Source organism: Labrys methylaminiphilus subsp. lupini (assembly GCF_051161885.1).
Lineage (GTDB): Bacteria > Pseudomonadota > Alphaproteobacteria > Rhizobiales > Labraceae > Labrys.
In genome coordinates, this window is sequence record NZ_JBMDIH010000001.1 from 1511879 (window position 1) to 1526911 (window position 15033).

General features: G+C 63.6%; 11 protein-coding genes. 7 read left to right on the forward strand and 4 right to left on the reverse strand.

The window, feature by feature from the left end:
- Positions 1-28: 28 nt before the first annotated feature.
- Together ACN6KF_RS06985 and ACN6KF_RS06990 are read left to right on the forward strand one after the other, a co-directional pair.
- On the forward strand, positions 29-1207 hold the full coding sequence (locus ACN6KF_RS06985; protein WP_434956141.1) for a glycosyltransferase family 61 protein: 1179 nt from the start codon (positions 29-31) through the stop codon (positions 1205-1207).
- Between the two features lie 80 nt (positions 1208-1287).
- On the forward strand, positions 1288-1650 hold the full coding sequence (locus ACN6KF_RS06990; RefSeq protein ID WP_434956142.1) for a DMT family protein: 363 nt from the start codon (positions 1288-1290) through the stop codon (positions 1648-1650).
- 6 nt (positions 1651-1656) lie between these two features.
- Here ACN6KF_RS06990 and ACN6KF_RS06995 read toward each other — a convergent pair whose 3' ends face one another.
- Entirely contained in the window at positions 1657-3555 is a 1899-nt protein-coding gene (locus ACN6KF_RS06995) for a potassium transporter Kup (protein ID WP_434956143.1), read from the reverse strand.
- Between the two features lie 141 nt (positions 3556-3696).
- Here ACN6KF_RS06995 and recJ point away from each other — a divergent pair, with 141 nt between their 5' ends.
- Complete coding sequence (gene recJ, locus ACN6KF_RS07000; protein ID WP_434956144.1) at positions 3697-5502, forward strand: single-stranded-DNA-specific exonuclease RecJ; 1806 nt, start codon at positions 3697-3699, stop codon at positions 5500-5502.
- An 18-nt stretch (positions 5503-5520) separates the two neighbouring features.
- Here the strand turns inward: recJ and ACN6KF_RS07005 are convergent, their stop codons facing one another.
- The 3 genes from ACN6KF_RS07005 to ACN6KF_RS07015 all read right to left on the reverse strand — a co-directional run bounded on the left by ACN6KF_RS07005 (position 5521) and on the right by ACN6KF_RS07015 (position 9625).
- Positions 5521-6546 carry an aldo/keto reductase gene (locus tag ACN6KF_RS07005; protein ID WP_434956145.1) on the reverse strand — a complete coding sequence of 342 codons (1026 nt, stop codon included), beginning with the start codon at positions 6544-6546 and terminating at the stop codon, positions 5521-5523.
- 240 nt (positions 6547-6786) lie between these two features.
- Positions 6787-8613, reverse strand: a complete 1827-nt coding sequence (locus tag ACN6KF_RS07010) for a tetratricopeptide repeat protein (RefSeq protein ID WP_434956146.1) — start codon at positions 8611-8613, stop codon at positions 6787-6789.
- Positions 8614-8962: 349 nt separating this feature from the next.
- On the reverse strand, positions 8963-9625 hold the full coding sequence (locus ACN6KF_RS07015) for a TetR/AcrR family transcriptional regulator (RefSeq protein ID WP_434956147.1): 663 nt from the start codon (positions 9623-9625) through the stop codon (positions 8963-8965).
- Between the two features lie 112 nt (positions 9626-9737).
- On the opposite strand from ACN6KF_RS07015, the gene ACN6KF_RS07020 reads away from it, so the two are divergent.
- Genes ACN6KF_RS07020 through ACN6KF_RS07035 form a run of 4 tightly spaced genes read left to right on the forward strand, consistent with a single transcriptional unit; the run spans position 9738 to position 15029 of the window.
- Positions 9738-11345 carry a carboxyl transferase domain-containing protein gene (locus tag ACN6KF_RS07020; RefSeq protein WP_434956148.1) on the forward strand — a complete coding sequence of 536 codons (1608 nt, stop codon included), beginning with the start codon at positions 9738-9740 and terminating at the stop codon, positions 11343-11345.
- Positions 11342-12115: an enoyl-CoA hydratase/isomerase family protein gene (locus ACN6KF_RS07025; protein ID WP_434956149.1), complete on the forward strand. Its 774-nt coding sequence runs from the start codon at positions 11342-11344 to the stop codon at positions 12113-12115. Before ACN6KF_RS07020 ends, ACN6KF_RS07025 begins: the two co-directional genes overlap by 4 nt.
- Positions 12112-14124: an acetyl/propionyl/methylcrotonyl-CoA carboxylase subunit alpha gene (locus tag ACN6KF_RS07030; protein WP_434956150.1), complete on the forward strand. Its 2013-nt coding sequence runs from the start codon at positions 12112-12114 to the stop codon at positions 14122-14124. Before ACN6KF_RS07025 ends, ACN6KF_RS07030 begins: the two co-directional genes overlap by 4 nt.
- Complete coding sequence (locus ACN6KF_RS07035; protein WP_434956151.1) at positions 14121-15029, forward strand: hydroxymethylglutaryl-CoA lyase; 909 nt, start codon at positions 14121-14123, stop codon at positions 15027-15029. Before ACN6KF_RS07030 ends, ACN6KF_RS07035 begins: the two co-directional genes overlap by 4 nt.
- The last annotated feature ends 4 nt before the right edge of the window (positions 15030-15033 follow it).

Genomic DNA, 15033 nt, shown 5'->3' on the forward strand with positions numbered 1-15033 from the left:
GCTGTTCAATGGCAATCAAACGGCAGAAATGGCCCGCGTCAAATCCGGATTTCGAAAGCGTTTCAATATCCGCTACTGGCGCTGGCGCATGACGCGGGCGACCATCGGGCGGGTAGGGCTGTTGCGGCGCCATTTTTCCTTCTATCCGCGCGGGGTCGATCCCCAGATTGCCGCAGCCCTGGTCATCGAAGATCGCAAGGCCGAGATGGCAACCTCGTTCACGCCGGAGGAATGCGCCTTTGTGCGGGACCGGTGCTGGCCCTACGACACTTTGGCACGCGAGTGGACGGGAGGCGTCACGGTTCCGGTGCAGGAACTGGCGGTGACAGTGAAGCCCGCCGAGCTGCTCGGCCATGTCAGCCGCATTTTCGCGCCCGGTAAGGGGGGCGTGGTGATACGCGACGTGGAATGGGTCAATTGGAACTTCGCCAAGGCCAAGCGGCTTCGCACCTTGCCCGCTCTGGCCGGGCGTTGCCTTCTGCTGGCCCGCACGGACAACTATTATCATGCCCTGTTTGAAGACCTGGTGCCCGTGGTCGACTATCTTGAGCGTTTTCACCCCAGGGGCCTGCCACTCACCTTGTTGCTGCCGCCCTCGCGCCTGGAGAGCCTGCATCTGGGCTGCGCCTTGCTGGAGCAGGCCTATCCCGGGGTGCGTGTGGTTGCTCTGCCGGACGATGCGAAGGTTGCGGTCGAGGAGGCTCTGTGGCTTTCCTTCGATGCCGGCAACGCCGAATGGAGTTTTGCCGAAGCCGCACCGGTATGGCGGTTGGCCGAGCTCTTCCGGGAGCATTACCGGGTGGAGCGCCGAGGCGCCCAGCGCATCTTCTTTTCGCGAGGGAGCAGCAAGATCCGGCGTCTGCTCAACGAAGACGCGCTCTGGGACATTGCAAAGGAGCACGGCTTCGAGCGCTTCGAGGCCAGGGGCGACAATCATGCCGAGCAGGTCCGCCTGTTCTCCCAGGCCGAAATGGTCATCGGAGTACATGGTGCCGGGCTCGGCAATCTGGCGTTCTGCCGGCCGGGAACGCAGGTCATCGAGCTGTTTCCCGAAAATTTCACCAAGAGTACCTATCTATGGCTCAGCAAGCGCCTCGGTCTCGATTATCACTGGCTCATCGGTGGGCCGGGTGATTATGACCAGGCTTTCACGCTGAACGAGGGCTTGCTGCGCAGCAAGCTCGAGGAACTTTCCGCTCCCTCCTGAGGATCCCATCCTTCGCATCGACCCCCGCCCGCAAATCTGCGCGATCGGGACTGCGTTGCGACCATAACCCTGGAATATCGATGCTGTCCTTCATTCCCGCCTGGCTGCTGCCGATCGTTCTGCTGACCTTTTCCAACGTCTTCATGACCTTTGCCTGGTACGGGCATCTCAAATTCGAGAACCGGCCTCTCTGGCTGGTGGTCATTGTGAGCTGGGGCATTGCCTTCTTCGAATATTGCCTCGCGGTTCCCGCCAATCGCTTTGGCAACCACGTCTATCAACCGGCCGAACTCAAGACGATGCAGGAGGTGATCACTCTGGTGATCTTTGCCCTGTTCTCGGTCTTCTATCTGGGTGAGAAACTCACGATCAACCACGCCATCGGCTTTGCCCTGATCTGCGCCGGCGCCTTCTTCGTCTTCAAGGGGCCGATCGCGTCCTGAGGGCGTTCAGATCTCGATCTCCGTTCCAAACTGCACCACTTGCGGCGCCGGGATGCGGAAATAGGAAGCCGAGCGTTCGGCATTGCGCTGGAGCATGGCGTAGAGGACCTCGCGCCAGAAGGCCATGCCCGCGATCTTTTTGGACGGAATGATGGTCTCACTGCCGATATAGAAGGAGATCTCGGCAAGGTCGAAGCCGGAGATCAGGCCGTGCGAGATGGCCAGCCGCATGCCCTTGAGCACATCCGGTTCCTCCATGAAACCGAAGCGCAGGATGATGCGCTCGAAACCGGGGCGAAGAGAGGTTACCGTCACGCGGTCGACATCCTTGACGCGAGGGGTCTCAGCGCCCTTGACGGTGACCAGCAGCACGCGCTCTGGAATGGCGTGGGTGTGGCGCCAAAAAATGCTCAGCGAGAGCGGCATGCCGACTATGGCCGAACTCAGGAAGGCGGCCGTGCCCGGCAGCCTGACGGGACGCTGGGTTTTCATCGCTGCAAAGAAGGCCGTTTCCTCTACGCGCAGATGCCTGCGGGCCTGTTCGGCCAGGATCTGGCCGCGGCGCCAGGTCAACATCAGCATGGCGACGAAGATGGCCAAGAGCAGCGGGTACCAGCCGCCTTCGAAGAGCTTGACGCCATTGGCGGAGACGAAGATCAGATCGACGATGAAGAAGGCGCCATTGACCAGAATGACGAGGAAGAGATTATAGCCCCAATGCCGGGCCACGAGCGCTGCCAGCAGAGTCGTGATTGCCATCAGCAGCGAGACGGCCACGCCATAGGCGCCTGCGAGAGCCGCGGACGAGCCGAAGCCGAGCACGGCGCCGAGTGTTGCGATGCACAGCAGCCAGTTGACCAGGGGAACGTAGATCTGGCCGAACTCCTGATTGTCGGTTTGCTTGATGGTGAGGCGCGGGAGGAGACCAAGCTGTATGGATTGTCGCGCCAATGAAAACGCTCCCGATATGATGGCCTGGCTGGCGATCACGGTAGCTGCCGTGGCGAAGATGATGACGGGAAAATGGAGCCAGTCCGGCACCAGATTGTAGAACGGATTGGAAGCGGCGGCGGGATTGCCGAGCAGCAGGGCGCCCTGGCCGAAATAATTGAGAACCAGGGCGGGCAGGGCGATCGTGAACCAGGCGAGGCGGATGGGGTTCCGGCCGAAATGCCCCATATCCGCGTACATCGCCTCGCCGCCGGTGACGGCGAGAAAGGCCGCCCCCAGGATGGCGAAGCTGACGGCTGGATTTGCCGTCACCAGGAAATTCAGGGCCACCAACGGATTGAGTGCGGTGAGGATGGCGGGATTTCGCACGATGCTGGCCAATCCCAGCAGGCCGATGAGGATGAACCAGGCCAGCATGATCGGGCCGAAGAAACGGCCGATCATGCCGGTGCCGTAGCGTTGGACCATGAACAGAACGAGGAGGATCACCAGGGTCAAGGGCACCACGACATGGGCCAGCGACGGGGCGGCGATCTCCAAGCCCTCGATGGCGCTGAGCACCGAGATGGCCGGCGTGATGGCGCCGTCGCCATAGAGCAGCGCAGCGCCCACCAGCCCGATGATCAAGAGGACGACCTGGCGACGACCCTCGCGCCGGCCACTGCCTTCCAGAATCGCTAGCAGGGCGACGATGCCGCCTTCGCCCTTGTTGTCGGCGCGCAGGATCAGGATGGCGTATTTCAAGGATACGATCAGGATAAGGGCCCAGAAGATCACCGAGACGACGCCCGTGACGATCCAGGCCTGGCCCGCACCGCCATCGCCGCTGGCAGTGATGGCCTGGGCAAAGGCGTAGAGCGGGCTGGTGCCGATGTCCCCGTAGACGACACCAAGCGCCGCCAGGGCCAAGCCTGGTGAAAACCGAGATCTATTAGCGCCCGCCGCAGCCGTCATCACCATCACCCCGTGAGCGTTCCGGAAGTCTGCGATTGATGGCAGATTGTCGCACATGGTCAAGGATACCGAAGGTGTTATGCGGGGTCGTCGAAGCATTTCCGCTGGCTTGGATCATGGCTTCGCCGATATGGTCCGCGCATGCAGTCACCCACTCCCCCTTCTCGTTATTTTCTCGGCGTGCAATCCTCCTTCACCGGCAAGGCCTGGCGGGAAAGGCTGGATGCGCAGGGGCAGATGCAGGCCATGACCTTGGCCCAGCGCTCCGGTCAGCCCGATCTGCTTGCACGCATCCTTGCCGGCAGGGGCGTGACGGCCGAGGAGGTCGACGCTTATCTCGCTCCCACCTTGCGCCACTATATGCCCGATCCCTCCCGTTTGACCGATATGGACAAGGCGGCGGAACGGCTGGCCGATGCGGTGATGGCACGTGAAAGCATTGCTATTTTCGGTGACTATGATGTCGATGGCGCCACCTCCGCGGCGCTGCTTGCGGGGTGGTTGCGCGAGGCCGGCGTACCGGCGCGAATCCACATCCCCGACCGCATCTATGAAGGCTATGGCCCGAACGAGGAGGCGATTCGCCTGCTGCGCGCCGACGGGGCCAGCCTGCTTGTGACGGTGGATTGCGGTACGACCAGCGTCGACGTTCTCGGCAAGGCCGCGGAACTCGGCTTCGAGACGCTGGTCGTCGACCATCACCAGGCCGGTGAGGCTCTGCCGCCGGCGGTGGCGGTGGTCAATCCCAATCGTCTCGACGATCTCTCCGGGCAAGGGCATCTATGTGCCTGCGGCGTTACCTTCATGCTGCTCGTCGCCGCCAGCCGGAGCCTACGCAAGCGCGGCTGGTGGCGGGATCGGCCAGAGCCGGATCTGATGGCGCGTCTCGACCTGGTCGCTTTGGGAACGGTGGCCGACGTGGTGCCGCTCAAGGGCCTCAATCGAGCCTTTGTGGCCCGGGGTCTCGCCGTCATGCGCCAGCGCCAGCGCGCCGGCTTGCGCGCGTTGATGGACATGGCTCGCCTGGACGGGCCGCCGAGGCCCTATCACCTCGGATTCCTGCTCGGGCCGCGCATCAATGCGGGTGGGCGCATCGGCGATGCCGCGCTGGGTGCAAGGCTGTTGATGAGCGAGGATGGCGAGGAGGCGGCTTCGATCGCCGCGACATTGGACCGTCTCAACCGGGAGCGCCAGACGGTCGAAGCCATCATGCTGGAGGAAGCGCTGGCGGAGGCTGTCGCCGCCCTCGGCCTCGAGGAGACGGGCGCGACTGTGGTGACGGCCTCGCGAAATTGGCACCCTGGTGTCGTGGGTTTGGTTGCTGCCCGTCTGAAGGAGCGTTTCGGCCGGCCTGCCTTTGCGATCGCCTTCAACAAGGATGGGGTCGGCACCGGATCCGGACGTTCCATCGGCGGCGTGGATCTGGGCAAAGCCGTAAGGCAGGCAGTGGAAACCGGCCTCATCGTCAAGGGCGGCGGCCACGCCATGGCCGCGGGCATCACTTTGGGCCAGGACCAGCTCGGCGCCTTCCGGGCCTATCTGGAGGCTGAGCTTGCTGTGGCCGTCGAGGCGGCCCGGGCAGATGCTGCCCTGGAGATCGACGGCGCGCTCGCCGCCGGCGGAGCAACCACCGGCCTGATCGAGATGCTCGAAAAAGCCGGTCCGTTCGGCCAGGGCAATCCGGAACCCCTGCTGGCGCTGCCAGGCCACCAGCTTGCCTTCGTCGACACGGTCGGCGAAGCGCATTTGCGTCTGCGCCTCAAGGCGCATGACGGCGCTATGCTCGACGCCATCGCCTTCCGGTCTGTCGGGCAGCCCTTGGGCGATGGCCTTGTCAGCCATCGCGGCAAGGCCGTGCATGTCGCCGGTACCTTGAGCGTCGATCGCTATGGCGGGTGTGAGCGCGTGCAATTGCGGGTGATCGACGCGGCTCCCGCCAATGGCTGAACGCGCATACCGGAACGACTAGACCGGCGGCGGGTTGCGCTCGGCGAAGCCGCGCTGGTGCCAATAGGGATAGGGCAGGGTGACGGTGCTGGCCTCATCCAGCCTTGCGATCTGCTCCGATGTGAGCGACCAGCCGATAGCCCCGAGATTCTCGCGCAATTGCGCCTCGTCGCGCGCGCCGATGATCACATTGGCTACCGTCGGCCGCTGCAGCAACCAATTAAGAGCAATCTGGGGCACGCTCTTGCCGGTTTCGGCGGCAATCGCGTCGATAGCATCGACGACGCGGTAGAGCAGATCATCGCTCACCGGGGGCCCCTCGGCGGCCGTCTTGTGCAGGCGGCTCGTGGCCGGCAAGGCCGCGCCGCGGCGCAGCTTCCCGGTCAGGCGGCCCCAGCCGAGCGGGCTCCACACCACGGCGCCGACTTTCTGGTCGAGGCCGAGCGGCATCAATTCCCATTCATAGTCGCGGCCGACCAGCGAATAATAGGCCTGGTGGGCGACATAGCGCGGCAGCCCATAACGGTCCGAAACCGCCAGTGACTTTGCCAGATGCCAGCCGGAGAAATTGGAGACGCCGATATAGCGGATCTTGCCGGCCCGGACCAGGTCGTCGAAAGTCTGCAGCACCTCTTCCACCGGTGTCTGGGCGTCGAAACCATGCAGTTGGAAGAGATCGATATAGTCGGTGCCCAGGCGCTTCAGCGCCTTGTCGATGGCATCGGTGAGATGGAAACGGGAGGAGCCGACATCGTTCGGCCCCTCGCCGGAGCGAAAGGTCGCCTTGGTCGAGATGATCACCTGGTCGCGACGCCCGGCGATGGCTTTGCCGAGAATCTCCTCGGCGAGACCGGAAGAGTAGACATCGGCACTGTCGAACATGGTCAGGCCGGCATCGATGCAGATGTCGAGCAGGCGCCGTGCGCCTTCCGCATCGGTCGAACCCCAGGCCTTGAAGAAATCACCGCCGCCACCGAACGTGCCTGTGCCCAGGCTGAGGACCGGCACCTTGAAGCCCGAGCCGCCTAATTGACGATATTCCATGGATATTCCTCGTTGCTGAAGCGTTTTGAAATTTGATGAATGACTTCAAATGGCAAAGACACGCCGACGCGATCGCATGATATCTCATCCAAGGCGAACGCGATTTGTCAGAGGATATTCCGGTTGTGATTTGACGACAATCTGAATCGGGGCGAGAGCGGGTACCTCGCGAAAATAGCGCAATCCGATCCGTCCTCAGGTCAACGGCCTCGCGTGGCGGCTGTAGCCTGTCGTCCGGTTCTATGGGGAGGCCGATGCCTTGAGTGTTTTCTTCTCAGGAAAGTTTTTGTCTCTTATTTCTATGGCCTTGGCGCGATTTCTTATAGCGCGGTCGAATTTTGGTTTGATGCGGATGGCGTGATCGAAATCCGTGATCGCCCTATCGTAATCACCTATGCCCAAATAGGTGATGCCGCGATCATTATAGGCCTCAGCATAGTCGGGGTCGATGCTGATGGCCAGATTGAAGTCCGTCAGCGCCCTGTCGGACTTTCCCAGATTGTCGTAACTGGAGCCGCGCTTCCTATAGGCGAGGGCATTGTTCGGCTTGATGCGGATCGCCTGATTGAAGTCCTGGATCGCGCGAGCGTGGTCACCCTTGTTGTCGTAGCTGACGCCTCGATTGACGAAGGCGGCCGCATTATCGGGATCGAGCCGGAGAGCCTGGTCGAAGTCGCGGATGGCGCGGTCGTAATGGCCCTGCCGGTCATATGTGATGCCGCGGTTCCTATAGGCGAGGGTGTAGTCGGGTTTGATGCGAATGGCTTGATCATAATCCGCTAGAGCGCGGTCGCGATCGCCTTTGTCGTCATGGGCGTTGCCGCGGTTGTTGAAGGCGAGCGCGTAACCGGCGTCGAAACGTATAGCCTGGTCGAAATCCTGGATGGCGCGCTCATAGTCGTCCCTGTCGTAATAGACGTTGCCCCGCGCATTGTAGGCCCTCGCATAATCAGGCTTGAGGCGAATGGCTTCGTCGAAATCCCGGATCGCGCGATCGGGGTCGCCCTTTTCGGCATATACGCCACCCCGATTGTTGAAGGCGATAGCCAAATTGGGGTCGAGCCGGATCGCCTGATCGTAGTCCTGAAGCGCGCGGTCGCTGTCGCCCTTGTCGTCATAAGCGTTGCCCCGGCCATTATAGGCGAGAGCATGGTCCGGCTTGATGCGGATGGCCTGATCGTAGTCCTGAATGGCGCGGTCGAATTGGCTCTTGTCGTAATAGGCGTTGCCGCGGTTCGAATAGGCGATGACGTAATCGGGATCTATGCGGATGGCTTCATCGTAATCCCGGATGGCCTTGTCATTGTCACCCTTGTTCTTGTTGGCGACGCCGCGGTTGTTGAAGGTGTAGGCATAGTCAGGCTTGAGGCTGATGGCCTGATCGTAATCGCGGATAGCGCGGTCGTAGTCGCCCTTGTCATCATAGGTGCTGCCGCGGTTGTTGAAGGCATCGGCGTAATTGGGCTTGAGGCGGATGGCGCGATCGAAGTCCCGAATGGCCCGATCGTACTCGCCCTTGTCTTGATAGACGCTGCCACGGTTATTGAAGGCGTAGGCATAATCAGGCTTGAGACGGATGGCCTCATCGAAGTCCTGAATGGCGCGATCGCGATCGCCCCTGGCGTCATGGGCCTTGCCACGGCCGTTGAAGGCCGTGGCATAGTCCGGCCTGATGCGAATGGCGTGGTCGTAATCCTGGATGGCGCGGTCGCGATCACCCTTGTCGGCATAGACGCTGGCGCGATTGTTGAGCGCGAGGGCATCGTCCGGCCTGAGGAGGATGGCTCGATCAAGGTCCTGGATGGCGCGGTCATAGTCCCCTCTGTCGGCATGGGCGTTACCGCGATTGCTCAATGCCAGCGCGAAGTTCGGGTCCAGGCGAAGGGCTTGGTCGTAATCCTGGATGGCGCGACCCGTATCGCCCTTGTCGGCATAGGCGTTGCCGCGATTGTTGTAGGCGGAGGCGTGATCGGGTTTCAGGAAGATCGCCTGGTCATAATCCGCGATGGCGCGGTCCCCGTCGCCCTTGTGCTGATAAGCTACGCCGCGATTGTAATAGGCGGTCACCAGATCCGCCTGGGAACTGCCCCCTCCCACAATGAGCCAACTGCAGCCAGTGATAGTCTGATCGTCGGTGGATTTGGCGTCGAAGCAAAATGTCTCAGCCTGTTTGCTCGAAATCCCTCTGGCGAACCCGGTTGTGGGGACTAACGACAACACGATTGCCATCGCCCATAGCGCTTGTTTCCCGTTCAACGAAGACCTCACCCAGCGAAATCACCCCTGTTTGCAGTAAAGCCTATCTTAGCAATGGTGAAAAGGCTCAATGTCTGCTCGCTCGATCAGTCAGCGTTGCAAGCTATGCTTGTGCAGCAGCATATAGAGCCAAGCACCCAGGCATCGATGCCGGTTTGCCTCAACCGATTGCCTGCATTCGGGTAGTGCCGATCCCGGTGACGGCTGCCTCGCCGGGGAACTCCCCCGAAGCGCCGGGTAACAACCCGCCGATAACGAGCTGCCGGTGGATGGCGATGATTTCGTCCTCACCGAGCCGGCCATTGGGATCGTACCAGCCGACCACGCCGGTGAGTTGGGCGATGATCGCGAAGGTGGCGACGGTCACATCAGGCACCAGCAGGGCACCGCTCTTGGTCCCCTCGGCCAGGATCTGCTCCAGGCGCCGTTCATAGTCGCGCCGCAGTCCGGTCACGACAGCCCGGTTTTGCGGCTCCAGGCTGCGCAGTTCGGAGTTGTTGATGAAGACTTCCATCCTCCGGGTCAGGTGATAGCGCAGATGGAATTCGATGAAGGTGTCGAGGCGGGCAAGCGGGCTCTCGACGCCTGCAAGCGCCGCGTCGAGCGCTTCGGTCAACCTCGTCATATGCTCAACCAGGAAGTCGAACAACAGCGCTTGTTTGGTGGTAATATGATTGTAGAGCGAACCTGGCTGGATGCCGACGATCTGGGCGAGATCCCTCAAGCTCATGCCCTCATAGCCATGTTCGAAGATCAGGCGCAGGCCGGCGGCTCGGATCGCCTCCGCCGTCCTGCTGCCATCCGCTCCCACCTTGCGCGCCATATGAAACCACTTGCGGAGAAACCCGCCCCCGACTATAGAAACAAACGTCCGTTCGTTTATGATCCAATCAGGGCCGCATCGCAAGCGGCTTGCAACAGGCAAGGCGGTCTGCATGCCGGTCATAGGGAGTGCCATCGATCGGCGGTCGGAGGCTTTTCAGCGCAATCACGATGCGCTGGCAGCGCTCGCCGCTGAATTGCGCGAACGCAATCAGCGCGCTGGTGGCGGCGGTTCGGCCTCCGCGCGCGAAAAGCATCTCAAGCGCGGCAAGCTGCTGCCGCGCGACCGCATTGAACTGCTTCTCGATGCCGGAGCTCCGTTCCTGGAGCTTTCCCAACTTGCCGCCTTCGGCCTTTATCGCGATGAGGTTCCGGCTGCCGGGCTGATCACCGGCATCGGCCGGGTCTCCGGCCAGGAATGCATGATCGTCGCCAACGATGCCACGGTGAAGGGCGGCACCTATTTCCCGATGACGGTGAAGAAGCATCTGCGGGCGCAGGCCATTGCCGCCGAGAATCATCTGCCTTGCGTCTACTTGGTCGATTCCGGCGGGGCCTTCCTGCCCAAGCAGGACGAGGTGTTTCCCGACCGGGAGCATTTCGGCCGCATCTTCTTCAACCAGGCGCGCCTGTCGGCCGCCGGCATTCCGCAGATCGCGGTGGTGATGGGCAGTTCGACGGCGGGCGGCGCCTATGTGCCTGCCATGGCCGATCAGGTCGTGATGGTGCGCAACCAAGCCACGATTTTCCTCGGCGGCCCGCCGCTGGTGAAGGCAGCCACTGGTGAGACGGTCAGCGCGGAGGTGCTGGGCGGCACCGACACCCACACCCGCACCTCGGGCGTCGCAGACTATGCTGCGGAGAACGATGCCCATGCCCTTGGTGTTGCGCGGGAGATCGTCGGCAATCTCAACCGGCCTAAGCATGACGACGCCGACCTCGCGGCGCCCAGGCCGCCGCTCTACGATCCCAAGGAAATCTACGGCATCGTCTCAGCCGATCCCCGCAAGCCGTATGATGTGCGTCAGGTCATCGCCAGGCTGGTCGACGGTTCGGAATTCGACGAATTTAAGGCCGAATTCGGCACTACGCTGGTCACCGGTTTTGCCCGGATCTGGGGCTATCCCGTCGGCATCATTGCCAATAATGGCATCCTCTTCTCCGAATCGGCGCTTAAAGGGGCTCATTTCATCGAGCTCGCCTGCCAACGCGGCATTCCCCTACTCTTCCTGCAGAACATCACCGGTTTCATGGTCGGCCGGGAGTATGAGGCGGGCGGCATCGCCAAGGACGGCGCGAAGCTGGTGGCGGCGGTGGCGGCGGCAAACGTGCCGAAATTCACCGTTGTGATCGGCAACAGCTTCGGCGCCGGCAATTATGCCATGTGCGGCCGTGCCTACGATCCGCGCTTCCTGTGGATGTGGCCCAATGCCCGCATCTCCGTGATGGGAGGCGAACAGGCCGCCAATGTGCTGGCGCAAGTGCGCCGGGATGCGGCCGGGACCGATGAGTCCAAAATCGACACCGAGGCCGAGGAAGCCTTCAAGGCGCCGATCCGGGCCCAGTATGAGGAGCAGGGCAACCCCTATTACTCGACGGCGCGGCTGTGGGACGACGGCATCATCGATCCGGCCGAAACCCGCATGGTGCTGGCGCTGGCCCTGTCGGCCGCGCGCAATGCTCCAGCCAGGGAGACACGCTTCGGCGTGTTCCGGATGTGAGTCTGAGGGTCGAACGGAATGGGCCGGTCGCGGTCCTCACCCTGGATCGTCCCGAGGTGTTGAATGCCTTCGACGAAGCGCTCATCGCCGAACTGACCCGAACCTTTGCCGAGGTGGGCGCCGACGGCACGGTCAGGGCCGTACTGCTGCAGGCCGAGGGCAAGGCCTTCTCGGCCGGGGCCGATCTTGCCTGGATGCGCCGCGCCGCCGATGCCTCGCCGGAAGACAATCTGGCCGATGCGCGCCAGCTTGCCGAACTGCTGCGGGTGGTCGATACCTGCTCCAAGCCGACGCTCGCGCGGGTGCAGGGGGCGGCCTTTGGCGGGGCGGTCGGCCTGGTGGCTTGCTGCGACATCGCCATTGCCGTGCCGCAGGCGCGTTTCTCCCTCAGCGAGGTGCGCCTCGGTCTCATCCCCGGGGCGATCAGCCCCTATGTCGTCAGGGCGATCGGCCAGCGTGCCGCGCGCCGCCTCTTCCTCACGGCTGAGCGCTTTTCGGCCGAGGATGCCCTGAGATACGGCCTGATCCATGAAATAGCGTCGCCCGAGACGCTGGACGAGACGGTGCAGCGCTGTCTTTCGGATATCTTAGCGGGGGGCCCCGAGGCCGTCGCCGCCGCCAAGAAACTGGCTGATGACATGGCCGGACCCATCACGGCCGAACGCATCGAGGAAAGCGCCCGACGCATTGCCACGATCCGCTCTTCGCCCGAGGCGCGTGAGGGCCTCGCCGCCTTCTTCGCCAAGCGCAAGCCTGGATGGATGTCATGACCGCCCATCGACCCAGACCCATTCGCGTGCTCTTGATCGCCAATCGCGGCGAGATCGCCGTGCGCATCATCCGCACGGCCCGCGCCATGGGCATCCGCACCGTCGCCGTCTATTCCGACGCAGATGCCCACAGCCTCGCCGTGGCGCTGGCGGACCGGGCGCTGCGTCTCGGCCCCGCCCCCTCCCGAGAAAGCTATCTGTCGATCGACAAGTTGATCGCCGCCGCCAAGGCAAGCGGCGCCGACGCCATCCATCCCGGCTATGGCTTCCTGGCCGAGAATGCCGAGTTCGCCCGGGCCTGCGCGGCTGAAGGCATCACCTTCGTGGGGCCGTCGGCCGAGACCATCCTCGCCATGGGCGACAAGGCGCAGGCGCGTTCCCGCATGGCCGCTGCCGGCGTGCCGGTGTTGACGGGCTATGAGGGCGAGGACCAGAGCCTCGACACGCTGATGCGTGCGGCGGAGGCCATCGGTTTTCCGGTGCTGCTCAAGCCTTCGGCCGGCGGCGGCGGCAAGGGCATGCACATCGTCAGCCGCAGCGAAGACCTGGCGGCCGCCTTGCAGGCGGCCCAGCGCGAGGCGCGTTCCTCCTTCGGCGACGACCGCATGGTGATCGAGCGTTATCTGCAGGTCGCCCGCCATGTCGAGGTCCAGGTCTTTGCCGACCACCACGGCAATACCGTGCATCTGTTCGACCGCGACTGCTCGGTGCAGCGCCGCCACCAGAAGGTGATCGAGGAGGCGCCGGCGCCCGATCTGCCGTCCGCCCTGCGCGACGGCCTGCACCAGGCGGCGGTCACCTGCGCCCGTTCGGTTGACTATGTCGGGGCCGGCACGGTCGAATTCCTGGTCGCCGACGACCATTTCTATTTCATGGAGATGAATACCAGGCTTCAGGTCGAGCATCCGGTGACGGAGGCGGTCACCGGCCTCGACCTGGTGTCCTGGCAACTGCGGGTGGCTGGCGGCGCGCCGCTCCCGCTGGCGCAGGAGGCGATCACCTGCACGGGCCACGCCCTGGAAGCGCGCCTGTGCGCCGAGGATCCGGCCGGCGGCTTCCTGCCGAGCATCGGCAGGATCGAGCATCTGGCGCTGCCCGAGGGCCTGTCAGGCCTTCGTGTCGACAGCGGCTTTCGCAGTGGGGACACCATCTCGATGCACTATGATTCCCTGCTCGCCAAGGTGATTGCTGCTGGCACCGACCGCGCCGAAGCTATTGCCCGGCTCGGGGCCGGGCTCGATGCCGTCGAGGTGGTCGGGCCCCATACCAATCGGGATTTCCTCGCCGCCATCATCCGCCACCCAGCCTTTGCCGCAGGCGGGGTCGACACACGTTTCATCGAGCACCACCAGGCCGAGTTGCTGGAACCATCCCCGTATCCGGTGGATGAGGTGATTGCGGCGGCTGCCTTCGTGGCGCTGCAGGCCGCCGAGAGGCAGGCCAAGACGGGCGATCCGGCCGATCCCCATTCGCCCTGGGGCGAGACCGGCGGCTGGCGCCTCTCCGGTTCGGCGCGGCGCAAGCTGGAGCTGGCCTGGGGTGACACGCTGATCGGCGTCGATGCCGCCTGGTTGGCCGGGGGGTATGAGCTGCATCTCGCGGACCAGCGGGTCAATGTCGCGGGTAGCCTCGATGTCGACGGAACGGTGCGGCTGCGGATCGGCGAGACCGTGCTGAAGGCCCGCGCCGTCTTGTTCGGCGAAACGCTGACCTTGTTCGTGGATGGCCGATCCTATGCTTTCGGGTTGCGCGACGCCCGCAAGCCGCGCGGCGTGGAAAGCGAGGGCGCGGGCCGCATCCTGTCGCCGATGCCAGGCCTCGTTCTTTCGGTGAGCGCCATGGCTGGAGTGACGGTCGAGAAGGGGCAGCCTTTGGTGGTGATCGAGGCCATGAAGATGGAACACACCGTCTCGGCGCCTCGAGCCGGTATCGTCAAGGTCGTCGATGTCGCCGTGGGCGATCAGGTCGTCGCCGGCGCCGAGCTGGTGGTGCTGGAGGTCGAGCCGTGAGCCGGGCCAGTACCATCGAGATCTTCGAGGTCGGCCCCCGTGATGGCCTCCAGAACGAGGCGAGGGTGCTGCCGGTCGAAACCCGCATCGCCTTGATCCGCGATCTTGCCGCGGCCGGGCTGCGCAGGGTGGAAGCCGGCAGCTTCGTCTCGCCCAGAAATCTGCCGCAGATGGCTCAGACCGCCGACGTGCTGGCCGGGCTCTCTTCTTTGGCAGGGCAGATCCACCTGCCTGTGCTGGTGCCCAATGCTCGTGGCTTTGCCGACGCGCTTGCGGCCAAGGCGAAGTATATCGCGGTCTTTGCTGCGGCCTCCGAGAGCTTCAGCCGTCGCAATATCAATCGCAGCATCGAAGAGAGCCTCGACGAATACCGCCCGATCGTGGCTGAGGCCCGGGCCAAGGGCCTGAAGGTGCGTGGCTATGTCAGCTGTGTCCTGGGCTGCCCCTATGAAGGGCAGGTGGCTGTCTCCGCCGTGGTCTCGGTGGCGACGGCCTTGGCCGCGATGGGGTGCGAGGAAATCTCACTCGGCGACACCATAGGCGTGGGAACGCCCGATGCGGCGCGCGCGATGACGGCGGCGGTGGCCAGCGAGATCGGTATCCAGCGCACCGCCGTGCATTTCCACGACACCTACGGCCAGGCGCTCGCCAATGTCCTGGCCTGTCTCGATCTCGGCGTCACCGTGGTGGATTCCTCCGTCGCCGGCCTTGGCGGCTGCCCCTATGCACCGGGGGCGAGTGGAAACCTGGCCACCGAGGATCTCGTTTACATGCTCGACGGCCTTGGCGTCGAAACCGGGGTCGATCTCGACAAGGTCGCGGCGGCGGGCAGGGCTGTCTGTGCGGCGCTCGGCTCAGCCCCGCGCTCGCGCACGGGCCAGGCTCTGGCGGCTAAAGTAAAATAATCAG

Bases quoted from the DNA above. Each gene is read 5' to 3' on its own strand.
- ACN6KF_RS06985 (WP_434956141.1), top strand. From the start codon at position 29: ATGGCCCGCGTCAAATCCGGATTTCGAAAGCGTTTCAATATCCGCTAC.
- ACN6KF_RS07020 (WP_434956148.1), top strand. From the start codon at position 9,738: ATGCCGGTCATAGGGAGTGCCATCGATCGGCGGTCGGAGGCTTTTCAG.
- ACN6KF_RS06995 (WP_434956143.1), bottom strand. From the start codon at position 3,555: ATGACGGCTGCGGCGGGCGCTAATAGATCTCGGTTTTCACCAGGCTTG.
- ACN6KF_RS07015 (WP_434956147.1), bottom strand. From the start codon at position 9,625: ATGGCGCGCAAGGTGGGAGCGGATGGCAGCAGGACGGCGGAGGCGATC.
- ACN6KF_RS06990 (WP_434956142.1), top strand. From the start codon at position 1,288: ATGCTGTCCTTCATTCCCGCCTGGCTGCTGCCGATCGTTCTGCTGACC.
- recJ (WP_434956144.1), top strand. From the start codon at position 3,697: ATGCAGTCACCCACTCCCCCTTCTCGTTATTTTCTCGGCGTGCAATCC.
- ACN6KF_RS07030 (WP_434956150.1), top strand. From the start codon at position 12,112: ATGACCGCCCATCGACCCAGACCCATTCGCGTGCTCTTGATCGCCAAT.
- ACN6KF_RS07005 (WP_434956145.1), bottom strand. From the start codon at position 6,546: ATGGAATATCGTCAATTAGGCGGCTCGGGCTTCAAGGTGCCGGTCCTC.